The organism is Pseudomonas sp. LBUM1655, from assembly GCF_059716085.1.
On sequence record NZ_CP166801.1, the window covers coordinates 41,405 to 64,933 of the forward strand.

At 60.0% G+C, this 23,529-nt stretch carries 20 protein-coding genes; 9 read left to right on the top strand and 11 right to left on the bottom strand.

The features are described from left to right. Positions 1–302: 302 nt before the first annotated feature. The 7 genes from ACA074_RS00195 to ACA074_RS00225 all read left to right on the top strand — a co-directional run bounded on the left by ACA074_RS00195 (position 303) and on the right by ACA074_RS00225 (position 8,329). Positions 303–1,961, top strand: a complete 1,659-nt coding sequence (locus tag ACA074_RS00195) for a Na/Pi cotransporter family protein (protein ID WP_187677271.1) — start codon at positions 303–305, stop codon at positions 1,959–1,961. Positions 1,962–2,142: 181 nt separating this feature from the next. Beyond that, positions 2,143–3,537 carry a M16 family metallopeptidase gene (locus tag ACA074_RS00200; RefSeq protein WP_401268258.1) on the top strand — a complete coding sequence of 465 codons (1,395 nt, stop codon included), beginning with the start codon at positions 2,143–2,145 and terminating at the stop codon, positions 3,535–3,537. Positions 3,538–3,731: 194 nt separating this feature from the next. Continuing rightward, entirely contained in the window at positions 3,732–4,760 is a 1,029-nt protein-coding gene (locus tag ACA074_RS00205) for a DUF5924 family protein (RefSeq protein WP_401268261.1), read from the top strand. 54 nt (positions 4,761–4,814) lie between these two features. Beyond that, entirely contained in the window at positions 4,815–5,963 is a 1,149-nt protein-coding gene (locus ACA074_RS00210) for an ABC transporter permease (protein WP_187677274.1), read from the top strand. Beyond that, on the top strand, positions 5,960–6,763 hold the full coding sequence (locus tag ACA074_RS00215) for an ABC transporter ATP-binding protein (RefSeq protein ID WP_187677275.1): 804 nt from the start codon (positions 5,960–5,962) through the stop codon (positions 6,761–6,763). The genes ACA074_RS00210 and ACA074_RS00215 overlap by 4 nt, the downstream gene beginning before the upstream one ends. Before the next feature lies 1 nt (position 6,764). Further along, on the top strand, positions 6,765–7,703 hold the full coding sequence (locus ACA074_RS00220; protein WP_497678217.1) for an MlaD family protein: 939 nt from the start codon (positions 6,765–6,767) through the stop codon (positions 7,701–7,703). Continuing rightward, complete coding sequence (locus ACA074_RS00225) at positions 7,700–8,329, top strand: ABC-type transport auxiliary lipoprotein family protein (protein ID WP_497615786.1); 630 nt, start codon at positions 7,700–7,702, stop codon at positions 8,327–8,329. The genes ACA074_RS00220 and ACA074_RS00225 overlap by 4 nt, the downstream gene beginning before the upstream one ends. Positions 8,330–8,450: 121 nt before the next feature. Here the strand turns inward: ACA074_RS00225 and ACA074_RS00230 are convergent, their stop codons facing one another. The 5 genes from ACA074_RS00230 to ACA074_RS00250 all read right to left on the bottom strand — a co-directional run bounded on the left by ACA074_RS00230 (position 8,451) and on the right by ACA074_RS00250 (position 12,938). After that, positions 8,451–9,680 carry a nucleoside recognition domain-containing protein gene (locus tag ACA074_RS00230; protein WP_187677278.1) on the bottom strand — a complete coding sequence of 410 codons (1,230 nt, stop codon included), beginning with the start codon at positions 9,678–9,680 and terminating at the stop codon, positions 8,451–8,453. Between the two features lie 229 nt (positions 9,681–9,909). Then, on the bottom strand, positions 9,910–11,241 hold the full coding sequence (gene gltP / locus ACA074_RS00235) for a glutamate/aspartate:proton symporter GltP (protein ID WP_305440660.1): 1,332 nt from the start codon (positions 11,239–11,241) through the stop codon (positions 9,910–9,912). 708 nt (positions 11,242–11,949) lie between these two features. Next, complete coding sequence (locus tag ACA074_RS00240) at positions 11,950–12,414, bottom strand: inhibitor of vertebrate lysozyme family protein (RefSeq protein ID WP_187677280.1); 465 nt, start codon at positions 12,412–12,414, stop codon at positions 11,950–11,952. A gap of 2 nt (positions 12,415–12,416) precedes the next feature. Continuing rightward, complete coding sequence (locus tag ACA074_RS00245; RefSeq protein ID WP_003177151.1) at positions 12,417–12,581, bottom strand: DUF1328 domain-containing protein; 165 nt, start codon at positions 12,579–12,581, stop codon at positions 12,417–12,419. Positions 12,582–12,653: 72 nt separating this feature from the next. Beyond that, entirely contained in the window at positions 12,654–12,938 is a 285-nt protein-coding gene (locus ACA074_RS00250; protein WP_401268269.1) for a hypothetical protein, read from the bottom strand. 427 nt (positions 12,939–13,365) lie between these two features. Here ACA074_RS00250 and algB point away from each other — a divergent pair, with 427 nt between their 5' ends. Together algB and ACA074_RS00260 are read left to right on the top strand one after the other, a co-directional pair. Continuing rightward, positions 13,366–14,712, top strand: coding sequence for a sigma-54-dependent response regulator transcription factor AlgB (algB, locus tag ACA074_RS00255; protein WP_497678218.1), 1,347 nt, complete (start codon positions 13,366–13,368; stop codon positions 14,710–14,712). Between the two features lie 10 nt (positions 14,713–14,722). Continuing rightward, a complete protein-coding gene (locus tag ACA074_RS00260) occupies positions 14,723–16,513 on the top strand; it encodes a KinB sensor domain-containing domain (protein WP_187677283.1) in 1,791 nt (596 codons plus the stop codon). On the opposite strand, the gene ACA074_RS00265 is transcribed toward ACA074_RS00260, so the two are convergent. From ACA074_RS00265 to ACA074_RS00290, 6 genes are all read right to left on the bottom strand, one after another. Further along, entirely contained in the window at positions 16,510–18,126 is a 1,617-nt protein-coding gene (locus ACA074_RS00265) for an EAL domain-containing protein (protein ID WP_187677284.1), read from the bottom strand. The genes ACA074_RS00260 and ACA074_RS00265 overlap by 4 nt on opposite strands. Positions 18,127–18,199: 73 nt before the next feature. Beyond that, on the bottom strand, positions 18,200–18,982 hold the full coding sequence (locus ACA074_RS00270; RefSeq protein WP_497678219.1) for an N-acetylmuramoyl-L-alanine amidase: 783 nt from the start codon (positions 18,980–18,982) through the stop codon (positions 18,200–18,202). Positions 18,983–19,083: 101 nt separating this feature from the next. After that, entirely contained in the window at positions 19,084–21,156 is a 2,073-nt protein-coding gene (locus ACA074_RS00275) for a GGDEF domain-containing protein (RefSeq protein ID WP_497678220.1), read from the bottom strand. Then, positions 21,153–22,031: an endonuclease/exonuclease/phosphatase family protein gene (locus ACA074_RS00280; protein WP_497615796.1), complete on the bottom strand. Its 879-nt coding sequence runs from the start codon at positions 22,029–22,031 to the stop codon at positions 21,153–21,155. Before ACA074_RS00280 ends, ACA074_RS00275 begins: the two co-directional genes overlap by 4 nt. A 14-nt stretch (positions 22,032–22,045) precedes the next feature. Then, positions 22,046–22,687 carry a thiol:disulfide interchange protein DsbA/DsbL gene (locus tag ACA074_RS00285; RefSeq protein ID WP_497678221.1) on the bottom strand — a complete coding sequence of 214 codons (642 nt, stop codon included), beginning with the start codon at positions 22,685–22,687 and terminating at the stop codon, positions 22,046–22,048. A 200-nt stretch (positions 22,688–22,887) separates the two neighbouring features. Continuing rightward, on the bottom strand, positions 22,888–23,499 hold the full coding sequence (locus tag ACA074_RS00290) for a c-type cytochrome (protein WP_187677289.1): 612 nt from the start codon (positions 23,497–23,499) through the stop codon (positions 22,888–22,890). Positions 23,500–23,529: the final 30 nt, after the last annotated feature.

Consider the following 23,529-nt stretch of genomic DNA (forward strand, 5'->3'; position numbering starts at 1 on the left):
CCCCCTGTGGGAGCGAGCCTGCTCGCGAAAACGGAGTGTCAGTCGACAACAATGTTGGCTGATCCACCGCTTTCGCGAGCAGGCTCGCTCCCACATTTGTTTTGGGCAACATTCGGGAAATATGTTGGATTCAAGTGGGTGCATGAACCCATTTTCATGACACTTTTGTTTCAATCAGCACTTTAGCTGTGCAATGCTGGCGCCCAGACCGTTAGCCAACTACAGCTTAAGTATCAGAACGTAGAAACCGCGCGGTACAGTCAACTTGCTCCTCTGGGGCGCTGCTATTACAGGGGGTCTGCATGCTCACCCTGCTCAATCTTCTTTCTGCCGTCGCCCTGCTGATCTGGGGCACGCACATCGTCCGAACCGGCATCCTGCGGGTGTACGGCACCAATCTGCGCCATGTGATCGGCCAGAATATGTCCAAGCGCTGGCTCGCGTTCGTCGCCGGTATCGTCGTGACCGCGATGGTGCAGAGCAGCAACGCCACCGCCATGCTCGTCACCTCCTTCGTCGGCCAAGGCCTTATGGCGCTGACCCCGGCACTGGCGACCATGCTCGGTGCCGACGTCGGTACGGCGCTGATGGCGCGAGTGCTGACGTTCGATTTGTCGTGGCTGTCGCCACTGCTGATTTTCCTCGGGGTGATTTTCTTTCTGTCGCGCAAACAGACGCGGCTCGGGCAGATGGGCCGGGTCAGCATCGGTTTGGGGCTGATCATTCTCGCGCTGCAATTGATCGTCGAAGCGGCTGCACCAATCACCCACGCTCAAGGCGTGAAAGTGATTTTTGCTTCTCTGACAGGCGACATCCTCCTCGACGCCTTGGTCGGTGCGTTGTTCGCGATGATTTCCTATTCCAGCCTTGCCGCCGTGCTGCTCACCGCGACGCTGGCCGGGGCTGCGGTGATCAGCCTGCCGGTGGCGATCGGTCTGGTGATCGGTGCGAATATCGGCAGCGGCATTCTGGCGTTCATGAGCACCAGCATGCAGAACGCGGCGGGCCGGCAAGTGGCGCTGGGCAGTCTGTTGTACAAGCTGATCGGCCTCTTGTTGATCATCCCGGTGCTCGATCCGCTGGTGCACTGGATCGACAGCCTCGATTTCAGTCCGCAGGAAATGGTCATCGGCTTCCACCTGCTCTACAACACCGCGCGCTGCCTGATCCTGCTGCCGAGTGTCGGGCCGATGGCGCGGCTTTGCGCCTGGCTGCTGCCGGAGCGCCCGGAGGTCAACGGCACGGCCAAACCCCGTCATCTCGACGCGACCGCGTTGGTCACGCCCAGCCTGGCCTTGGCCAATGCCGCGCGGGAAACCCTGCGCGTGGGCGATCTGCTCGACAACATGCTCGACGCCACCCTCGACGTACTGCGCGGCAAACAAACTGCCGTCACCCAGGAAATCCGTCGGCTGACCGATGACATCGAGTCGCTGTGCAGCGCGATCAAGCTGTATCTGGCACAGATGCCCCGCGAGGACCTCGGCGAGCACGACAGCCGGCGCTGGGCGGAGATCATCGAACTGGTGATCAACCTGAAACTGGCCAGTGATCTGATCGAACGCATGCTGCGCAAGATTCAGCAGCAGAAGACTTCGCAGCGTCGTTCGTTTTCCGAAGAGGGGCTGGAGGATTTGGCCGTCCTGCATCAGCAACTCATCGCCAACCTGCGTTTGGGCCTGTCGGTATTTCTCAGCAGCGACCGCGAAAGCGCTCGCCAGTTGTTGCGCGAGAAACGGCGCTTTCGCGCGCAGGAACGGCGTTTGGCCCATGCGCATGTCAGCCGTTTGCAACGCAAGATCGTGCAGAGTATTGAAACCAGTTCGCTGCATCTGGAGTTGATTGCAGACATGAGACGGCTCAATTCGCTGTTTTGCGGCAGCGCGTATGTGGTGTTGGAAACGGCGGATACCGGGGCGCTGGCGGCGGATGATATGAGCGACATTACGCATTCGCCTTGAACGTCTGCGGCTGGGTTTAGTCAGTAACTTTGATTCAGCCTTAAGACCTTCGCGAGCAGGCTCGCTCCCACCTTTGAAACACGTTCCCTTGTGGGAGCGACGGTGCGACGATTCGACCTGCTCGCGAAGGGCGGCCTGAATAGCGACACGGATCTCCAAATCAGCCGTATGGAAGCCTGTTATGCGTTGCCTGTTGTTCGCCTGTCTGTTGCTCGGTTCACTCCCCTCTTTTGCCCTGGATCGTTTTCAGGTCGAAGGCTATGCATTGCCCAACGGTTTGCAGTTGCTGCTCAAGCCCGGCACCGAACGCGGGCATGTGGCGATCCGGCTGGTGGTGGGCGTCGGCCTCGACGACTTTGACTGTGATGAAAAAGAGCTGCCGCATCTGCTTGAGCATCTGCTGTTCAGCGGCATCGACGCCACGGGCGAAGGCGGCCTCGAAGAACGCATGCAAGCGCTCGGCGGCGAGTGGAACGCCTTCACCAGCAACGCCGACACCACGTTCGTCATCGAAGCCCCGGCGAAGAACCAGCGCAAAGTGCTCGACCTGCTGCTGGATCTGCTGACCCAGACCCGCATCGACGACAACGCAATCAACGCCGCCAAACGTGTGGTCGAGCGTGAGGACGGCGGTCACTACACCAAGCTGCAACGCTTTCTCGACCGTCAGGATCTGGGCCACACCGCGAGCAATCAACTGGCGGTCGAACTGGGCCTGAAATGTCCGCAACGCGCGGAGGTTGATCACCTGACCCAAGAGCAACTGGAGAAGGTGCGCAAGGCCTGGTACGCGCCGAACAACATGAGCCTGATCGTCGTCGGCGAACTCGACAAATTGCTGCCGGCCTATCTGGAACGCACCTGGGGCGCGCTCGACGCGGTTGAACCGAGCGAACATCGCCCGCTGCCGGACATCCGCTCCAGCGCTGCCCATGAACGCACCCTCACCCGTGGTTTTATCGGCGACAGCGCCAAGCTGCACTGGCTGGTGCCGGAACCGGTGCTGGACGATCAGTACGACCAGACCTTCGACATCCTCAAGGACTACCTCGACTGGGCGCTGTATCGACAGATACGCCTGAACCACGGTTTGTCTTATGGGCCGTGGGCCGAGCGCGAAGTGTTTGGTGGCGTCGGCTTCATGAGCCTGAATGCTGATCTGGATCGCGATGACGTTGACGAAGCCATCCAGGTGCTGGAAACCCTCAAGGCCGATCTGCTGAAAAACGGCCTCGATCCGGACACCTTCGCCCGCATCAAACAAGCTGCCATCGCCCATCAGGCCTGGGCGGTGCAAGGCAACAGCGCGCTGGCCGATTACTACTGGAGCGCGCTGGGTGACTATGAGGACGGCCGTTTCGCCAACCCCGCCCGCGAGCTGCAGGGCGTGACGCTGGACGCGGCGAACAAGGCCATGCGCGAGTTGTTGCTGCAACCGGGGTATCTGCGGATCGAGAAGCCGTTGATCAGTGATGATCAGGTGTTGTGGCTGAGTGCGGGTGGGCTGGGCGTGTTGCTGCTGATTCTGACTGGCTGGCGTTTGCACCACCGCCGAAAATCTGTGGGCAACCAATAACCCTGTGGTGAGGGGATTTATCCCCGATGGGCTGCGCAGCAGCCCCAAACACAGGAACCCCGTTCATTGAGGCAAACCGCATTCACCTGATTTGCGACGGCTGCGCCGCCGATCGGGGATAAATCCCCTCGCCACAGGGGTTATGTGGCGGTAACCTTTCCGGGTTTTTTCCTACAGTGTCGTGACTCCCCAAAATGCCAAAACTGACCCTGCTGATCCAGCGCATTCTCGAACTGATGAAGCGCTATCCCGGGGTCATTGCGCTTGGTGGTTTCATCTCCGGGGTCGGCAGTTTCATCCTGGTCGACCGGCAACAGGGCCTGGCGAGCTGGATCACCACGATCATGCTGCTGAGCTGGATCTGGCTGATGCTGGAAAACAGCCTGACCAAGCTGTTCACGCGGATTTTCAAACGGGAAATTCCCCAGCCGCTGCTGCGTTACGCGACGCAGATGATCCATCAGGAAAGCCTGTTTTTTGTCCTGCCGTTCTTCTTCATCACCACGACGTGGAACAGCGGCCAGTTGATTTTCACCGGGCTGTTGAGCATCGCCGCACTGATTTCGGTGATCGATCCGCTCTACTACAAATGGCTGGCGCCGCGACGCTGGGCGTTTCTCGCGCTGCATACCCTGACCCTGTTCGCCGCCCTGCTCACTGCATTGCCGGTGATCATGCACCTGACCACTTCGCAGAGTTTCAAATGGGCGCTGGGCACCGCAGTGGTGTTGTCGTTCCCGAGCCTGGCCTCCATCTTCCCGATCCGCACGGTGCGCAACGCGCTGGCGATTCTCTGCATCACGGTGGGCATCGGCGGCGTCGGCTGGGTGCTGCGTTCGTGGGTGCCGCCAGCGACGCTGTGGATGAGCGACGTGGCGATCAGTACGCAGATGCAGGATCGCACCCCCGGCGCCAGCCTCGACGAGGTCAGTGCCGAACAGATTCGCAACGGCGGGCTCTACGCCTACACCGCGATCAACGCGCCGCGCGGCCTCGATGAGCGGATTTATCACGTCTGGCAGTTCAACGGCAAAGAGGTCGATCGCATCGCTCTCGACATCCATGGCGGGCGCAAGGAAGGCTACCGGGCGTGGACGCACAAGCAGAATTTCCCCGGCAATCCGGCAGGCAAGTGGCAGGTTCGAGTACTGACCGAGGATGGCCAAGTGATCGGCGTGCTGCGTTTTGAAGTGACGGACAGCACAGCGGTCAAAGAAAAGTAGTCAGGTTCGTGCTATTACGTATGCCAGCGTATTTAGCCGAAAAGCACGGAGCTTATGACCAGCCGTTCAATGACAGGCAGTGCCCAACTGGACACGTCGATCACCCCTGCCCGCCTGCGGGTTACCGGGGACTGGACGCTCGCCCATTACGCCGACCTCAAGCAACTGAGCGAAAAGCTCCACGGCCAATACGACGCCAGCACGCCGATTGATCTGAACGGCCTCGGTGCCCTCGATACCGCTGGCGCCTCGTTGCTGGTGGAACTGCTCGGTTCCGAACGCCTCGGCAAATCCGCCGAACATCCCGATTGCACGATTTCCTCTGCTGATCGCGCGCTGCTGCAAACCGTGTATCAGTCGCTGACCGATTTCTGCGTGCCGATCAAGGAACCGGAAGTCAGCGTCAGCGTGCAGTTGCTGACGCGCATCGGCCGCGCCGTCGACACGATCTGGCAAGACACCCTGCAACTGCTCGGCTTCGTCGGGCTGATTCTGGAAACCATCGCCCGCAACCTGTTCCGGCCCAAGCGCTGGCGGATCACGCCGATGATCGCGCACATCGAACAGACCGGTCTCGACGCCGCGCCCATCGTGGCGTTGCTGACCTTTCTGGTCGGCGCGGTGGTGGCGTTTCTCGGCGCGACGGTGCTGGCCAGTTTCGGCGCGACGATTTTTACCGTGGATCTGGTGGGCTTCTCGTTCCTGCGTGAGTTCGGCGTGTTGCTGACGGCGATCCTGATGGCCGGGCGCACCGCCAGTGCGTTCACCGCGCAGATCGGCTCGATGAAGGCCAACGAAGAAATCGACGCGATCCGCACTCTCGGCCTCGACCCCATGGAGTTGCTGGTAGTGCCACGGGTGCTGGCGATGCTGGTGGCGTTGCCGATGCTGACGTTTCTGGCGATGCTCTCGGGCATCGTCGGTGGCGGCGTGGTCTGCGCGGTGTCGCTGGATATTTCGCCGGCGATGTTTCTGTCGCTGCTGCAATCGGACATCGGCATTCAGCATTTCCTGGTCGGGCTGGTCAAAGCGCCGATCTTCGCCTTCCTGATCGCCGCGATCGGTTGCCTGGAAGGCTTCAAGGTCAGCGGCAGCGCCGAATCGGTCGGCGCCCACACCACCTCCGCCGTGGTGCAGTCGATTTTCGTGGTGATCGTGCTTGATGCGGTGGCCGCGCTGTTCTTTATGGAGATGGGCTGGTGAGTCGTCTACCCCGCGCGCCCGCCGAGGCGGTGATCGAAGTCCGTGGTCTGTGCAATCGCTTTGGCAGCCAGAGCGTGCACGAAAACCTCGATCTGGATTTGTACAAAGGCGAAATCCTCGCCGTGGTCGGCGGTTCCGGCAGCGGCAAATCGGTGCTGTTGCGCAGCATCGTTGGCCTGCGCCGGCCCAGCGAAGGCAACGTCAAAGTATTTGGCCAGAACCTGCCAAGCCTGTCCGAGCACGAGCGCTCACTGGTCGAGCGGCGCTTTGGCGTGCTGTTCCAGAAAGGCGCGCTGTTTTCCTCGCTGACGGTGACCGAGAACGTCGCCCTGCCCCTGATCGAGCACGCCGGCCTGAGCCGTCACGATGCCGAGCATCTGGCCGCGGTCAAACTGGCGCTGGCCGGGTTGCCGCTGTCGGCGGCGGACAAATACCCGTCGTCGCTGTCCGGCGGCATGATCAAGCGCGCCGCATTGGCGCGGGCCTTGGCCCTGGATCCGGACATCCTGTTTCTCGACGAACCCACCGCCGGCCTCGATCCGATCGGCGCGGCGCAGTTCGATCAATTGATCCTGACCCTGCGCGACGCGCTGGGCCTGAGCGTGTTTCTGGTGACCCACGACCTCGACACGCTCTACACCATCACCGACCGCGTGGCGGTGCTGGCGCAGAAGAAAGTGCTGGTCGCGGGTCCCATCGACGTCGTTTCGGAAACGGATGACGCGTGGATTCACGAATACTTCCACGGCCCGCGCGGCCGCTCGGCGCTGGACGCCGCCAAATTGCTTAACGAGGTCTGACATGGAAACCCGAGCCCATCATGTGTTGATTGGCCTGTTCACCGTCATCGTGGTGGCCGGCGCCCTGCTCTTCGGTCTGTTCCTGGCCAAGTCCAGCGTCGACACCGAGTTCAAGGATTACGAAATCGTCTTCAACGAGGCGGTCAGCGGTCTGTCCAAGGGCAGTTCGGTGCAGTACAGCGGGATCAAGGTCGGCGACGTGGTCAGCCTGCGGCTCGATCCACAGGACCCGCGCCGGGTGCTGGCGCGGATTCGTCTGGGTGGCGACACCCCGATCAAGGAAGACACCCTGGCGAAACTGGCGCTGACCGGGATCACCGGTACGTCGATCATCCAGCTCAGCGGCGGTACGCCAGAAAGCCCGAAACTCAGAGGGCATGACGGCAACCTGCCGACCATTGTCGCCTCGCCTTCGCCGATTTCGCGCCTGCTCAACGACAGCAACGACTTGATGACCGGCATCAGTGCCCTGCTCAATAACGCCAACCACATGTTCTCCGCCGAGAATGTCGAACGCGTCAGCAACACCCTCGCCCATCTGGAACAGACCACCGGATCGATCAACGATCAGCGCGGCGACTTGCGTCAGGCCATGCAGCAACTGGCGACGGTCGGCAAACAGGCCGGCAACATGCTCGAACAGACCTCGCTGTTGATGCGCAACGCCAACGGCCTGCTCAACGATCAGGGCAAACAGGCGCTAGGCAGTGCCGAACAGGCGATGAAGTCGCTGGAACAAAGCAGCGCGACCATCAACGGCCTGCTGAGCAAGAACCAGAACTCCCTCGACAACGGCATGCAGGGCCTCAATGGCCTCGCCCCGGCGATCCGCGAACTGCGCGAAACCCTGACTTCGCTGCGCGCCATTTCCCAACGCCTGGAGGCCAACCCCAGCGGTTACCTGCTGGGCAGTGACAAGAACAAGGAGTTCACGCCATGAAGCTGACTCGCCTCGCCCTCCTCGCCGCCAGCATTACCCTGATCAGCGCGTGCTCGATCTTGCCCAAGTCGGAGCCATCGGACGTTTACCGTCTGCCGAGCGCACAAGCACCCGCCTCGGCCAGTTCGGCGGCGCCGCAGCAGTGGTCGCTGCGCCTGAACAAGTTGCAGGCCAGCGAAGCGTTGAACCGGCCGAGTATTGCGGTGATTCCACAGGGTGACGTGATCAGCAGCTATAAAGCTTCGCGCTGGAGCGATCCGGCGCCGGTGCTGGTGCGTAATCGGTTGCTGGACGGCTTCGCGCGTGATGGCCGGGTGACGTTGCTGAGTACCGATGACAGCAACTTTGCCGCGGATCTGGAGCTGGGCGGGAATTTGCAGGCGTTTCAGACTGAATATCAGGGGACGCAGGCCAGCGTCGTTGTGCGAGTCGATGCGCTGCTGGTGCGTGGCTATGACCAGCGGATTCTGGCCAGTCGCCGCTTTGAAGAGCGTCAACCGTTGAGCGATGTACAGGTGCCAGCAGTGGTCGCAGGCTTCGGCCAGGCCAGTGATCGCCTGACCGCGAAGGTCGTGGCGTGGGCGGTAGATCAAGGGCAGAAACTCGCACCACAACCCAGACCTTAAGCCCCACACAAAACCAAAGTAGGAGCCAGCCTGCTGGCGATGGCGGTTTGTCAGTCGCCATCATTAGTGGCTGTCAGCAAGCTATCGCGAGCAGGCTCACTCCTACAGTTTTGATCTGTGATCAGCCGAAGAACCAGTAGCACACGCCAATCGCGCCAATCACGCCCGCCAACTCCGCCAGCAACGCACACCCCACCGCATGCCGCGCCCGCTGAATCCCCACCGCTCCAAAGTAAACGGCCAGCACATAGAACGTGGTCTCGGTACTGCCCTGAATCGTCGCCGCCACCAGCGCCGGGAAGCTGTCGACGCCGGAGGTTTTCATCGTTTCAATCAGCATCGCCCGCGCAGCGCTGCCGGAGAATGGTTTGACCATCGCCGTCGGCAGCGCGTCGACAAACCGCGTGTCCCAACCGGCCCATTCGACCAGATGGCGAATCCCGTCCAGACCAAAATCCAGTGCCCCGGAGGCGCGTAGCACGCCAATGGCACAGAGCATTGCGACCAGATACGGCAGCAGGTTTTTGGCGACGTCGAAGCCCTCTTTCGCACCCTCGACGAATGCTTCGTAAACCTTCACCTTGCGCAAGGCGCCGATCACCAGAAACAGCATGATCAGCCCGAACAACGTGAGATTGCCGAGGATCGACGAAAGACCCGCCAACGCGGTGGCCGACATCGTCGCCAGCAGCGCCATGAAGCCACCGAGGATCAGCGCACCTGGAATCAGATAGGCCAGCACCACCGGGTCCCAGACCCGCAGACGCTGCATGAATGCCACCGAGAGGAAACCGACGATGGTCGAGCAACTGGTTGCCAGCAGGATCGGCAGAAACACCAGGGTCGGATCCGGCGCCCCTTGCTGGGCGCGGTACATGAAGATCGTCACCGGCAGCAGGGTCAGGGAGGAGGCGTTGAGTACCAGAAACAGGATCTGCGCGTTGCTGGCGATGGTGGCGCTGGGGTTGAGTTCCTGCAACGCCTTCATGGCTTTCAGGCCGATCGGCGTGGCGGCGTTGTCCAGGCCAAGTCCGTTGGCGGCGAAGTTCAGGGTGATCAGGCCAAGGGCAGGGTGACCGGGTGGGACTTCCGGCATCAGGCGAAGAAACAGCGGGCCCAACACCTTGGCCAGCCAGTCGACGATCCCGGCCTTCTCGGCAATGCGCAGAAAGCCCAGCCACAAGGTGAGGGTGCCGAACAGCAGCACCATGACCTCGACCGACAGCTTGGCCATGGCAAAAATGCTTTCCACCATCGCCGCGAAGATTCCGGCGTTACCGCCGACCAGCCACTGCACCAGCGCAGATATTGCTGCCACGACAAAGAAGCCAAGCCACAGGCCATTAAGCATCAGTCAAATCCCCCGGAAGATGCGGCGAATGATAGCGGGGTCGCCAGAAACGACAAACCCCGGATTTTGTCCGGGGTTTGTCTGTGCATCTCTTGTGTCTTGCTCAAATCCCCTGAGGGAGCGAGCCTGCTCGCGAAAGCGTCCGGTCAGTCACATCAATGCGTGATGACATACCGCTTCGCGAGCAGGCTCGCTCCCACAGAAAAGCCAATCCCACAGGGTTCAGCAATCAGTTCTTGGAAATCTCGCCGGCCGGCAGTTTTTCCTTGCTGCGCCAGTGCGGCAGGGAGTTCCAGTAGCGCTCGCCCTTGGCGTCGTCGTACATGCCTTCCCAGCGCGCGATAACCAGCACGGCCAAAGCGTTGCCGATCACGTTCAGGGCTGTACGTGCCATGTCCATGATGCGGTCGACACCGGCGATGAATGCCAGGCCTTCCAGCGGAATACCCACGCTGCCCAAGGTGGCCAGCAGCACCACGAAGGACACGCCCGGTACACCGGCGATGCCTTTGGAGGTGACCATCAGGGTCAGCACCAGCAGCAGTTGCTGGCTGATCGACAGGTCGATGCCGTAGAGCTGGGCAATGAAGATGGCGGCGATGGACTGGTACAGGGTCGAACCGTCGAGGTTGAACGAGTAACCGGTCGGCACCACGAAGCTACAGATGGCTTTCGGCGCACCGTAGGCTTCCATCTTCTCGATCACGCGCGGCAGCACGGTTTCCGAGGACGCGGTGGAGTAAGCCAGCACCAGCTCATCCTTGAAGATGCGCATCAGCTTGATCACCGAGAAACCGAACAGCTTGGCGATCAGGCCCAGCACCACAAAGGCGAAGAAGGCGATGGCGACGTAAACCAGGATCACCAGTTTGGCCAACGGCAGCAACGAGGCGAAGCCGAAGTTGGCGACAGTCACCGCGATCAGTGCGAATACGCCGATCGGGGCGTAGTTCATGATCATGTGGGTGACTTTGAACATGCTTTCCGAGACGCCCTGGAACATCTTCACCAGCGGCTCGCGCAGATCCGACTGCAGGCTCGACAAGCCGAGACCGAACAGCACGGAGAAGAAGATGATCGGCAGCATTTCGCCGCGAGCCATGGCCGCGAAGATGTTCGACGGGATCAGGTTGAGGATGGTCTCGATGAACGCGTGTTCATGCTGCACTTCGGCGGCGGTCGCCTGGTACTTGGAAATATCCACTGTACCCAGCGTGCTCATGTCGATGCCGGCACCCGGATGGAACACGTTCGCCAGAACCAGGCCAACAATAATGGCGATGGTGGTGACGATTTCGAAATAGATGATCGTTTTCAGGCCGATACGCCCGAGCTTCTTGGCGTCGCCCACGCCAGCGATGCCGACGATCAGGGAAGAGATGACGATCGGGATCACGATCATCTTGATCAGACGGATAAAGATATCGCCTGCCGGTTGCAGGACGTTGCTGATCCACCAGGCCTTCTCGGCACTGAAATGGTTGAGCAACGCACCAATTGCAATCCCTAGAACCAGACCGATGAGGATCTGCCAGGCGAGGCTGAGTTTTGCCTTCTTCATTATCTTTACCCTTACTTGCGTTTGACTCAGGCAGATGCAGGAACTGGAACGCTTTTTAGCGGAAAAGTCTGTGCATCTGCCTCCGTATAAGGTGCCCCAAAGCGCGTGTTTACGGCTCTTCGGCAGGCGAAAAAAGGCGCAACTATTCCGATGCAAGGTTGCGCCGTCTAATGCCGTAAACGCCTACCCTATGCCGAATCGGCATGAGCTTTTTTTAACGAAACTGGCGTCCCAACCGGTTCGATTGCGACATTTCAGCCGGCATAAGTGCCGTGAACCGGCCATCACAGCGCAGATTGGTTGTTTTTTGAACGAGTAATTTCGACGGAAATTTTCGGAAAAAGCCTACATTTCGAGACTAGAAGTCCTACTGATTGGAAACATGTTTTCGCGATATACGGTCGCCAGGAAACACCGCGAAATGTTTTCGCGCGCAGTGTGAGCGATAAAAAGATGAGCAGGACGCTCTAGATCAATGTTCTGCCTGATTGAAAGCTCAGCGCAAGTCCGTCGAGCCACTATGGGTCGGCGAACCTGCGACGCAGCTTTTACCCTGACCCGGCCCTTGCGCAGGCACTCCCTGTACCCGTAGGTCACTCCGACCCTGTAACAGTCAGAACGTCCCGGCCCCTTGGTCATGCGCCGGCCTTCCTCGGGTGGGCGCAATGGAGGGCAGCGGGGGGGGCTGCCCTCATGTTCAAACTCGCATCAATACCACTTCGGATCTTTCTTCAGCGTTTCCATCAAAAGATCCTGCATGCCCTGGTCGGGTTTGCCGAGGAAGCGGTAGGTGGCATGTCGCGTTGGCGACTTGTCAGCCGGCAGACCTTCGGGCACATCGACGAGCATGGCGTAGGCATCTTTCTTGTCGAAACTGAACGCGACGATCAAGCGGTGGTTCAGGCATTTGTCTGCATTTTCACAGAGCGGCCCAACCAGATACTGGTCGCCATCTTCAGTCACGGCATTCATTTGCTGGTCAGGCGTGCCGGACAGGTTCATCACCCATTCCGGCAGGCGTTCTTCCTTCTTTACCACGCCTTCCCAGGTTTCCCGGTATTGCGGGTCGGAACTCAAGAGTTCGTTGACTCGCGTCTGGCCGTCGTTGGCCGCCATCGCCATGGCACTACCGCCCAGAAGCAGGGCGGCTGCCAATGTCTTTAACGCAATCATCGTTAACCTCGGCCGCGACGGCCAAAGAAGAAGGAAGCGATGAACATCACCAGGAACACGACAAAGAGAATCTTGGCGATACCCGTGGCGGTGCCCGCGATACCACCGAAGCCCAGTACTGCAGCGATGATGGCAATGATCAAGAATGTAATTGCCCAGCTCAACATGGTGATTCTCCTTACTTCTCTATTTAGGGGTGTGGCGTGTTCCGGCGCATCGCGCCCGAATCTGTTTAACAGTTAGAAAACCCAGCGCTCTTCACGTGGCATCTGATCCATTGGCTGCGCCTGATCAACATCCATCATGCGCATCGAGGCGCTCTCTGCCTGGCTATTGCTGACGGCACTGAAGTGCTTCTGCGTGCTGTGTTGCATCGAGATCAGCGGCTCAGCCTTCTGGCTGTTTTCCCAGCTCAGGTATTGCTGGCACGCGATCAGGGTGATCAACAGGGCAAGAACGCCGAACAGGCCTTGCTGGATATGCAGTGGCGAGATACGCACTTGGGCGGCACGTTGGCGAGTCATCCTGGGTTCCTCACTCTTATTCGGTTGGGGCAGTTCTGATCTGCCCGGGCTAAAAGATATATTGCAGGCTGCATGCCAATTTTTTATTTGGAAAATATTCAATAAAATCAATTAGTTATGAGTGCTATAAAAATGAATTACGACGCATCCTGCACGATGGGGCTCCTAGGATCGTGCGCAATGCACGATTATTTCGTAGGAGATTTCATTCTTATGGAATTGAGAGCAGGGCGCGGATGTCAGAAAAGTACGCAGGGAATCCCCTGCAAATCGATGATTGTTTAAAAAATCAACAAAATCAGTGTATTAGCCGTAAAGGCAGGAGAGGGCTACCCTCCTATGGCTGGCATCGTTCAGAATCAACCATGCAACTTGCCCGATTTTTCCGGGACTAACCCAAGACCAATCACTATGGAGCGTAGGAAAAATGGAATCTGCCACTGAGCATCAAGGCCGCATTCTGCTGGTGGACGACGAATCCGCCATCCTGCGAACCTTCCGTTATTGCCTCGAAGATGAAGGCTATACGGTCGCCACTGCCAACAGCGCGGCCCAGGCCGACGCACTGCTGCAACGCCAGGTCTTTGATCTGTGCTTCCTTGATTTGCGCTTGGGCGAAGACAACGGCCTCGATGTGCTGGCGCAAATGCGCATTCAGGCGCCGTGGATGCGCGTGGTGATCGTCACCGCGCATTCGGCTGTCGATACCGCCGTGGATGCCATTCAGGCTGGCGCCGTCGACTATCTGGTCAAGCCGTGCAGCCCGGATCAATTGCGCCTGGCGACCGCCAAGCAACTGGAAGTGCGCCAACTCTCGGCACGTCTTGAAGCCCTCGAAGGCGAAATCCGCAAGCCGAAGGACGGCCTCGATTCTCACAGCCCGGCGATGAAAGTCGTGCTGGAGACTGCGCGGCAGGTGGCGAGCACTGACGCCAACATTCTTATTCTCGGCGAGTCCGGCACCGGTAAAGGTGAACTGGCCCGGGCGATTCACGGCTGGAGCAAGCGCGAGAAGAAATCCTGCGTGACCATCAACTGCCCGTCGCTGACCGCCGAACTGATGGAAAGTGAGCTGTTCGGTCACAGTCGCGGTGCGTTTACCGGTGCCAGCGAAAGTACTTTGGGTCGCGTCAATCAGGCCGACGGCGGTACGCTGTTTCTCGACGAGATCGGCGATTTTCCCCTGACGTTGCAACCCAAGTTGCTGCGCTTTATTCAGGACAAGGAATACGAGCGGGTAGGCGACCCGGTGACCCGCCGCGCCGACGTGCGGATTCTGGCGGCGACCAACCTCAATCTAGAGGACATGGTGCGCGACGGGCGTTTCCGTGAAGACCTGCTCTATCGCCTCAACGTCATCACCTTGCACTTGCCGCCGTTGCGCGAGCGCAGCGAAGACATTTTGACCCTGGCCGACCGCTTTCTTGCCCGCTTCGTTAAAGAGTACGCACGTCCGGCTCGGGGGTTCAGCGACGAAGCCCGTGAGGCGCTGCTCGGCTATCGCTGGCCGGGCAACATCCGCGAGTTGCGCAACGTGGTTGAGCGCGCAAGCATCATCTGCCCGCAGGAGCGCGTGGAAATCAGCCATTTGGGCATGGCCGAGCAACCCGCCAGCAATGCGCCAAGGGTCGGCGCGGCGCTGAGCCTGGACGAGTTGGAAAAAGCGCATATCGGCGCCGTTCTGGCCACCGCCGGCACGCTGGATCAAGCGGCGAAAACCCTCGGCATTGATGCCTCGACCCTGTATCGCAAGCGCAAGCAGTACAACCTGTGAGCGCCCGACGATGAAACTGGCGATGAAGTTGCGGACCCGCTTGTTCCTGAGCATTTCCGCACTGATCACCGTGGCTTTGCTCGGGCTGTTGCTCGGGCTGGTCAGCGTGATGCAGATGGCTGGAACTCAGGAAGAGCGGGTGCGCAGTAACTTCGCCACCCTTGATCTGGGCCTCAAGCTGCGGCAGACGCTGGGTGATCAACTGATCATCATGCTGGCGGAAAAGCCTGATCCCGTGGCGTTCGAAGCGTCCAGGCAGCATTATTTCCAGTTGCTCGACGAAGGCATCGCCCAGGAAAAGGAGGGCGATGGTCAGCTGTATGGTTTCAGTCAGGCCAAAAAAGATTATCTGAATTTCCTGCAGGCGTTCGACCTGTCCCGTGACCCTGCCAAGACGATGATGAGCAATGCGGACTTCCGCGAGCGCTTCAATACCTTGCGCAACGGACTGATCGCCGAGCACAAGCATGCGCTCGACAATATCAACGCCGTCCAGCGAGATGCCCGCGAGCGGGCGCTGTTGGTCGCCGGCCTGCTTGGGCTTGTGGGGCTGGCGGTGTTGATCATCGGTTTCGTCACGGCCCAAGGCATTGCCCGGCGTTTCGGCGCACCGATCGAGGCGCTGGCGCGGGCGGCGGACAATATCGGCCAAGGCAACTTTGAAGTGACCCTGCCGATTTCCTCAGCGATGGAAATGAATCTGCTGACCAAGCGGTTCGGGCTGATGGCCGAAGCCTTGCGTGAGCATCAGGCGACTAACGTCGATGAGTTGATGGCCGGTCAACAACGCTTACAGGCCGTGCTCGACAGCATCGATGACGGCTTGCTGATGATCGACCGCGAGGGCCACTTGGAGCATCTCAACCCGGTCGCCCAGCGCCAGTTGGGCTGGGACGATGACCGTCTCGGGCAAGGCCTGGGCAGCGCACTTGGGCGACCTGAGCTGGATGCGCAACTGCAACTGGTGTTGCGCGGCGGCACCCTCGAACGAGCACCGGAAGATTTGAGCATTGAGGTCGACGGCGAATCTCGCCTGCTGACTTACAGCCTGACCCCGGTGAGCCACACCCAGGGTCATATTCTGGGGGCGGTGATGGTGCTGCACGATGTCACTGAGCAGCGTGCCTTCGAGCGGGTGCGCAGCGAATTCGTATTACGTGCCTCCCATGAGCTGCGCACGCCAGTCACTGGTATGCACATGGCGTTCGGCCTGTTCCGTGAGCGGGCGAAGTTTGCGGCGGATTCTCGTGAGGCGGACCTGCTCGACACCGTCAACGAAGAGATGCAGCGCTTGATGCAGTTGATCAACGACTTGCTCAATTTCTCGCGCTACCAGAATGGCTTGCAGAAACTGACACTGGCACCGTGCTCCATCGAAGATTTGCTGGAGCAGGCGCAACTGCGCTTTGCCGACACGGCCGCGGAAAAAGGCATCGCATTGATGGTAGAGGTACAGGGCCCGCTGCCGCGCTTGCAGGCGGATCAAGCGCAACTGGATCGAGTGCTCGACAACCTGATCGATAACGCCCTGCGCCACACCGCCCGCGACGGTCAGATTCGCTTGCAGGCGCGTCGCCACGGCGAGCGAGTGATCATCAGCGTCGAAGACAACGGCGAAGGCATTGCCTACGGCCAGCAAGGGCGAATTTTCGAGCCGTTCGTCCAGGTTGGACGCAAGAAGGGTGGCGCCGGGCTTGGGCTGGCGCTATGCAAGGAAATCGTCCAGCTGCATGGCGGACGGATGGGGGTTTATTCGCGGCCGGGGCAGGGGACTCAGTTCTATATGGCGTTGGCCGTTTAAGCTTCGTCATCCATTCGGCGACCGGCGAGCCGTCGCCCACGGGTGATCAGTTCAATGAACTGTACCGCGCTCAGGGCGTGCGCAAACAGCCAGCCCTGACCGAACTTCACGCCCTCGCTGCTGAGCAATTGGGCTTGTGATTCGAGTTCGATCCCTTCGGCAATCACCTTCAAATCCAGCGCCTGCGCCATATGAATGATGTGTGGCGCGACGCCGCTGCTGGCAGCGTCATGGCCGAGTGCGTCGATGAACGCCTTGTCGATTTTCAGGCAGTCCACCGGCAGTGTTTGCAGGTAGGCGAGGCTGCAATATCCCGTGCCGAAGTCGTCGATCAATACCTGATGGCCGACATCTCGCAATGCTTGCAGGTTTTCCTTCGCCACCACCACATCAATCAGGCCACGTTCGGTGACCTCGAACGCAATCTGCTTGGCCGCCACTCTGTGCAGGGTCAGCAGACGCGCCATGACCTGGCCGATGCGCGGCACCATCACGTCACAGGCAGCGAGGTTGACCGAGATATACAACTGCGGGTTGGCACGCAGCACCGGCCCCAATTGCTCCAGCAAGCGTTGGAGAACGAAGTCGGTCATCTGCCGGATCTGCCCGGTATTTTCTGCCAGTGGAATGAACAGGTCGGGGCTGGTCAGCGTGCCGTCCGGACGGCGCCAGCGCAGCAGGGCCTCGGCACCTACGCAGTTGCGAGTGTCGAGGTCGAAGATCGGTTGATAGAGCACCTGCAATTCGCCACGGCGGATGGCGCCGTGCAGCTCGGCGTCCAATGACTGACGCTGGCGCACCAGTAAAAACACGAAGAAGCCGACGAACGCGCCGAGCAACAGACAGGCCGGAATCATCCACCACCAGATAGCGGGAATGTGCATGCCGGTGCGCGGCGTGATCAGTACCAGTTGGTATTCCGGGGTGGCGGTGGGCATGCGATAGATCAGCCGCGTCTGGGTGACTTGCAAGGCGTCCTGGCTTTTCGGCGGCCAGTGTTCGGTCGGTGGCCATGCCTGCGCCTTGCCCAGCACCGGAATCGCGCGGGTGCCATGATCCAGCACCACTAACAGGCTGCTGCCGGGTGACAGGTCGACCATGTCGGTCAAATGCCCGCGCGAGGTGGCCACGCGAAAATTGCCGCGGCCGAGCATCAGCGCGGCGCGGTTTTCATCGGGTTCGGTGGTGGTGTTCAGCCAATAGCTGTAGGTCGGGCCTCTGATGTCCGGTGCGCGGACCACTGACAAGCCTTCCTGGCGAGGGCGGTTGGAACAGATCCGCGAGGCGTCCATGTAGGCCGCTTCATAGACAAAGCGATAGTTAAAGGTGACCTGCTGCAGCGTGGCGATCATTTCGTCATCGCAACTGCGCAAAGGCTGGGCTTCGAGATCATCAAGACTTTCGCGCAATTGGCCGAACAGCTGCTCGAGACGGGCGAGGAAACGCTCGCCCTGGGCGTTCATTTCCTGGCTTTCACTTTGCTCGACCTGACGCATCGCCAAGAACATCCCGCCGGCGATCAACAGGCTGGTACTGAGGACAGCCGCGATCATCGCCAAAAACCAGGGGCGATAAAACCAGCTACGCAGCGTCTCTCGGGTAGCAACCATCATGGAATATCCGAAGAATTACCAATGAGTTATAGCTGCTGATTGCAATTTCGCCCTGACCGTCGGGCGGGCGTCATTATTTTGTCTGATTGAGTACCAGCAGCAGCGCTGCCGTTTGCGCGTCCGGCGTGCCGTCGAAGCGCGAAGGGCGGAAGTGCATCTGGAAGGCCGCGAGGACGTGGCGCGTTGCGACGTCCAGTTCGCCGGTCTGCGGCGTGTCGTAACCAAGACGCGCCAATTGCCCTTGGAACCAACTGATACTCGGCAGTTCGCTGTTGTTGAACAGCGTTTGCTGGCGTGCCACGGCTTGCTCGTTGGGCCATATGCCCAAGCCTTCGGCGGCGAGACGCTTCCACGGGAACAGCGGGCCCGGATCAAGCTTGCGCAATGGAGCGATGTCGCTGTGACCAATGATGTGCCGTGGGCTGATGCCGTTGCGCTTGCTGATGTCCTTGAGCAGGACGATCAGCGATTGAATCTGCGCCTCGCTGTACGGATACCAAAGGCGCCCGGTCGGGGTGTCCTTGAAGCCGGGGTTGACGATTTCGATGCCGATCGAGCTTGAGTTCAGCCACGTGCGGCCCTGCCACTGGCTTTCACCGGCATGCCAGGCGCGCTGGTTTTCGTACATCAACTTGTAGACGGTAGCGCTCTTGTCGTCGCCGATCAGGTAATGGCTGCTGACTTCACCATGGGTCAACAGTTGCAGCGAACGCTCCAGCGAAGTCGAGGTGTAATGCACGACCACGAACTGGATGCGGCTGTCGTAATTGACTGAAGGATGGCTGGTGTCATAACGCGGACCGCTGGCGCAACCGGCCAGAACAAGAAGAGACGCGAGGAGGGCAAAGAATTTCATGGCAGAAGGCTGTACGCACAAGACAGTAATGCAACAGTGTAACGTACTGCCTTGCGTGAAGACGGTCAGCGGGCGGATTTAAACAAAATGGAACAATTTGCTCAGCCCAGCTCGACGCGATTGCGCCCTGCATTTTTTGCGCGATAAAGCGCCTGATCGGCTCTTTTCAACACCAGATCACTGTGTTCTCCCGATCTGAACGTCGCCAGTCCCATGGAAATCGTGATCGTCACCCGTTCGCCTTTGAAGTGGAACGGGCAGGCTTCGATCGCTGCACGCAGGGTTTCCAGCAGTTTCGCTCCGACCGCTGGCGGGGTCGCCGGTAGCAGCAGGACGAACTCTTCGCCGCCGAAACGGGCAATGAAATCTGACCCGCGCAGGCGTTTGCGCAGCACGGTTGCGATGATCTTCAGCACTTTGTCGCCAGCCAGGTGGCCATAGTTGTCATTGATCCGCTTGAAGTGATCAAGGTCGAGCATCGCCAGGCTCAGGGTGTTGCCGTGTTGCTGCCACTGCTTGATCTCATGCTCAAGCCGTTCGCTCCAGGCCGCGCGGTTTGGCAGGCCGGTGAGCGGGTCGATGAGGGCTTTCTGGCGCTGTTCTTCAAGGTGCTCGCGGAAGCCCTGTGCCTCTTGCTCCATGTGCGCCACGCGTTCGGACAGACCTTTGAGCCGCGCCGCCACTTCCTGCTCACGGGCGTCGCGCTGTTTCTGGTGTTGATCCATGGTGCCGAGCAAGCCTTCCAGATGGTTCTCCAGCACCTGCTTGAGGTCATCCAGATCCGCTGCTTCCTGCACGCTGGTCTGCAAACCGTCGACTTGCTCGCGGATCTGCGTGTCCATCGCCCGCGCTGCCGAGCTGTTGTCGGCATGGCCTTCGCTGGCGGCTTGCAGGTTGCTCTGAAACGCTTCGAGGCGTTCGTTGAGTTGCTGCAAGTAGGCTTCGAATTCGTGCTGGCCGCTGTCGGTGATGGCCAGCATCAATGTTGCGAGATCGTCGAGGATCGGGATCAGTTCGTACCAGTTCAAGCCGTGTTTCAGCCGTTCGCGCATGGCCTCGGCTTGCGGACGGTGGCGTTCTGGCAGCGTCAGGTCGTCGAGCAGACCGATCAGCGTGTCCTCGATGTGTTTGGCCACGGAGCTATAGGACGGCTCCGGGGAATCCGGCAAGGCGAAAAGAATGTCGTGCTCGGCTTGCTCCGGGTCGATGGCAGCCAGTGCCTGAGCAATAGGTTCGGGCAGGGGCAGGCTGTCGAGAATCAGCGGTGCTGGATCGCCAGGATGAATCAACTCGTCGGGGTTGAAGGCGGCGGGTGGTGCTGGAGCCGGAGCCGGAACGGGGGCTGGCGCTTTAACCGCTGGCTCGATGGCTTCTGCTTCCGTCGGAGCGACGACCGATTCGGAGAAGACCTTGGGCGGAACGAAAGCGACCACGTCGGGTTCGGCTTGAAGCGGAGCCGCAGCGGTTGTCGCCTCGATGGCTGCAACGGGCGCAGCTTCCTTGATCGCCGGAGCGACCACTGTTGGCGCAGCGATGGGGGCTGGGGCGGCTTGCACCGGTTCGGATTCAGGTTCAGGCGCGGCGTGCGGTTGCTCGACGGGTGCGGCCTGCTCAGGCGCAGGAGCAACCGGAGTCGTTGCCTCCTCACTTTCACGAGTGCCAAACAGCCGCTGCAACAACCCCGGGCGTCCTGGCTCTGCCGGCGTCTCCAACTGACTCAACGCCTTGCCCTGCAAACCGCTCAGTTCACTCAGCAGTAGCGGCATTTCCCGCGCTTGTCCGACGCGACCATCCAGTTGCTTGGCAAACTTCTTCAGTGGCTGGGCGACCTCCCGCGGCAGTGGCAACGCCTGCAATTGTGCCACCAGCGAAGTCAGCGCAGTGCTGACCTGATCAATGCGGGTCTCGCGGCGCTGCTCGGAATCGAGCACGGCTTTTTCCAGGCGTGGCAACAGGGCGGCGAGGCCGGCGTCCATGTCGTCGGTGCGCACTACGTCGCGCATCTCTTTCATGCATTGATCAACCACTCGGTCGGTGCCTTCGGCCGCCAGCGTGCTGCGCACCAGGCCTCGGCGCAGCAAGTCGAGCCGTGCGGCCCAGCGACGTTCGAGCTTGTCTTGTTGTTCGATGCTTTTGAGGTACTTCTCTTTCCAGCGCTGGGCGTCGTCGCTCATTCAGGGGTTCCGCGAGGGGCAGGGCTCAACGCGGGCAATGCATCGGCCGTGAGCGAACCCGGCAGACGAATCTCTACCGCGACCGGCAGGTGATCGGAAATGGGTTGGGCCAGCACTTCGACCTTTTCCAGGGTCAGGGTCGGGCTGAGCAAAATATGATCAAGGCAGCGCTGAGGGCGCCAGCTGGGGAATGTCGCTTCCACTTGCGGAGCCAGCAAGCCGAGATCGCGTAACGGAGAATGTTGTAGCAGATCGCTGGCATGGGTGTTCATGTCGCCCATCAACACTTGATGTTTATAGCCACTGATCAGGTCACGAATGTAAGCCAGTTGCAGGCTGCGCACGCGTGCGCCGAGGGCCAGGTGCATCATCACCACCACCAGTGCTTCCGGTCCTTCGCCGAAGCGCAGCAGAATTGCCCCGCGACCTTTCGGGCCGGGCAGCGGGTGATCTTCAATCGCCCACGGGCGCAGACGACTGAGCACGCCGTTGCTGTGCTGGGCCAGTCGACCGAGGTTGCGATTGAGTTGTTGATACCAGTAGGGGAAGGCTCCGAGATGAGCCAGGTGTTCGACTTGATTGACATAGCCTGAGCGCAGGCTGCCGCCGTCGGCTTCCTGCAGGGCGACCAGATCGAAGTCGCCGAGCAGGTCGCCAATCTTCTGCAAATTGCCTGAGCGCCCGGTGTGCGGCAGCAAATGCTGCCAGCTACGGGTCAGGTAATGCCGATAACGCTCGGTGCTGATACCGACCTGGATGTTGAAACTGAGCAAGCGCAGACGCTGGTCTGCTGGCAGGCCCGTAGATGCCAAGTGATGCTCGTTGACCTGCGGATCATGCAGGCCAACGGTGCGTTCGGTCTTCCAGCGGCGCATGGCGGTTGCCGCGCTTAGTTGGCAGCAGCCTTGTTGGTCGCGCGCTCTTTGGCGACCAGTTGGTCGGCCAGTTTCAGAGCCTGTTCGGCACCGCCGGCGGAGCCGATATCGAAGCGGTACTTGCCGTTGACGATCATGGTTGGAACGCCAGTGATTTCATACTTCTTGGCCAGTTCTTTGGCTTTTGCGATCTTGCCTTTGATGGCGAAAGAGTTGAACGTGGCCAGGAACTTGTCCTTGTCGACGCCTTGGGTGGCGAGGAAGTCAGCCATCTCTTCTGGAGTAATCAGCTTTTTGTGTTGTTTCTGGATGGCTTCGAACACAGCAGCGTGAACCTTGTGCTCCACACCCATCGCTTCCAGCGTCAGGAACATCTGGCCGTGAGCGTCCCAAGGGCCGCCGAACATGGCAGGAATGCGCACGAAATTCACATCTTTAGGCAGTTTTTCGACCCATGGGTTGATCACCGGCTCAAAGGCGTAGCAGTGCGGGCAGCCGTACCAGAACAGCTCGACCACTTCGATTTTGCCAGGCTCTGCCACTGGCACCGGGTTAGCCAGTTCAACATAAGGTGCGGCAGGGGCTTCAGCGGCCTGGGCGGTCACGCCGAACAGGCTGGCAGCGACGAGGGCGGCGCTGATGATCAGATTACGCATGCTTTACTCCTGGACAATTTTGGTCGCCTCGCGCGACCTGTTTTCAGACAGGTCCTGGCGGGCATGAGTTCTGTAGTGTAACGGCAGCGGCCACAAAAAAGGGCAGCCAAAGCCACCCTTTTTATACTTGCTGCGACGGATTAATCGAGCGTTAACGTTGCAGGAGATGTCCATCGCCTGAAACGCTTGATCCGGGGCCCTTAGTGCAGACCTTGAATGTAGCTGGAGACCGCTGCAATGTCTTCGTCGCTCAGGCGTTTGGCGATGGTCTGCATGGTCATGGTGTCGCCGTCGTTGGTGCGGCCGCCTTCTTCCTTGCGGAAATCGGTCAGCTGTTTGGCGATGTATTGAGCGTGTTGGCCACCCAGATGCGGGAAACCGGCGGCGGCGTTGCCGGTACCGTTCGGCGAATGGCAACCGGTACAGGCTGGCAGGCCCTTGGTCAGGTTGCCGCCCCGGAACAGCGCTTCACCGCGCGCGACCAGCTTCGGATCGGCGGCGCCGACGCTGCCTTTCTGGCTGGCGAAGTACGCGGCCATGTCGGCCAGATCCTGATCGCTCAGGTTGGTCAACAACCCGGTCATTTCCAGAACGACGCGTTTGCCCGACTTGATATCGTGCAGTTGCTTGGTCAGGTAGCGTTCACCCTGGCCGGCCAGTTTTGGAAAATTTGGCGCCATGCTGTTCCCGTCCGGGCCATGACAGGCTCCGCATACGGCAACTTTTGCCTGGCCGGCTGCTGCATCACCTGCAGCATGGGCGAAACCTGAGATTCCCACGGTCAACAGCAGACTCACGATCAATTTGTTCATCAGCTAATCCAACTACGGCTAAGGGTTAAG

What these genes read in the sequence shown, in the direction of transcription:
- ACA074_RS00290 (WP_187677289.1), bottom strand. Translation starts at nt 23,499, where the DNA reads ATGAACAAATTGATCGTGAGTCTGCTGTTGACCGTGGGAATCTCAGGT.
- ACA074_RS00285 (WP_497678221.1), bottom strand. Translation starts at nt 22,687, where the DNA reads ATGCGTAATCTGATCATCAGCGCCGCCCTCGTCGCTGCCAGCCTGTTC.
- ACA074_RS00205 (WP_401268261.1), top strand. Translation starts at nt 3,732, where the DNA reads ATGCCAAAACTGACCCTGCTGATCCAGCGCATTCTCGAACTGATGAAG.
- ACA074_RS00250 (WP_401268269.1), bottom strand. Translation starts at nt 12,938, where the DNA reads ATGACTCGCCAACGTGCCGCCCAAGTGCGTATCTCGCCACTGCATATC.
- ACA074_RS00275 (WP_497678220.1), bottom strand. Translation starts at nt 21,156, where the DNA reads ATGAGCGACGACGCCCAGCGCTGGAAAGAGAAGTACCTCAAAAGCATC.
- ACA074_RS00210 (WP_187677274.1), top strand. Translation starts at nt 4,815, where the DNA reads ATGACCAGCCGTTCAATGACAGGCAGTGCCCAACTGGACACGTCGATC.
- ACA074_RS00240 (WP_187677280.1), bottom strand. Translation starts at nt 12,414, where the DNA reads ATGATTGCGTTAAAGACATTGGCAGCCGCCCTGCTTCTGGGCGGTAGT.
- ACA074_RS00225 (WP_497615786.1), top strand. Translation starts at nt 7,700, where the DNA reads ATGAAGCTGACTCGCCTCGCCCTCCTCGCCGCCAGCATTACCCTGATC.
- ACA074_RS00230 (WP_187677278.1), bottom strand. Translation starts at nt 9,680, where the DNA reads ATGCTTAATGGCCTGTGGCTTGGCTTCTTTGTCGTGGCAGCAATATCT.
- ACA074_RS00220 (WP_497678217.1), top strand. Translation starts at nt 6,765, where the DNA reads ATGGAAACCCGAGCCCATCATGTGTTGATTGGCCTGTTCACCGTCATC.
- gltP (WP_305440660.1), bottom strand. Translation starts at nt 11,241, where the DNA reads ATGAAGAAGGCAAAACTCAGCCTCGCCTGGCAGATCCTCATCGGTCTG.
- ACA074_RS00270 (WP_497678219.1), bottom strand. Translation starts at nt 18,982, where the DNA reads ATGAAATTCTTTGCCCTCCTCGCGTCTCTTCTTGTTCTGGCCGGTTGC.
- ACA074_RS00245 (WP_003177151.1), bottom strand. Translation starts at nt 12,581, where the DNA reads ATGTTGAGCTGGGCAATTACATTCTTGATCATTGCCATCATCGCTGCA.
- ACA074_RS00280 (WP_497615796.1), bottom strand. Translation starts at nt 22,031, where the DNA reads ATGCGCCGCTGGAAGACCGAACGCACCGTTGGCCTGCATGATCCGCAG.
- algB (WP_497678218.1), top strand. Translation starts at nt 13,366, where the DNA reads ATGGAATCTGCCACTGAGCATCAAGGCCGCATTCTGCTGGTGGACGAC.
- ACA074_RS00200 (WP_401268258.1), top strand. Translation starts at nt 2,143, where the DNA reads ATGCGTTGCCTGTTGTTCGCCTGTCTGTTGCTCGGTTCACTCCCCTCT.
- ACA074_RS00265 (WP_187677284.1), bottom strand. Translation starts at nt 18,126, where the DNA reads ATGATGGTTGCTACCCGAGAGACGCTGCGTAGCTGGTTTTATCGCCCC.
- ACA074_RS00195 (WP_187677271.1), top strand. Translation starts at nt 303, where the DNA reads ATGCTCACCCTGCTCAATCTTCTTTCTGCCGTCGCCCTGCTGATCTGG.
- ACA074_RS00260 (WP_187677283.1), top strand. Translation starts at nt 14,723, where the DNA reads ATGAAACTGGCGATGAAGTTGCGGACCCGCTTGTTCCTGAGCATTTCC.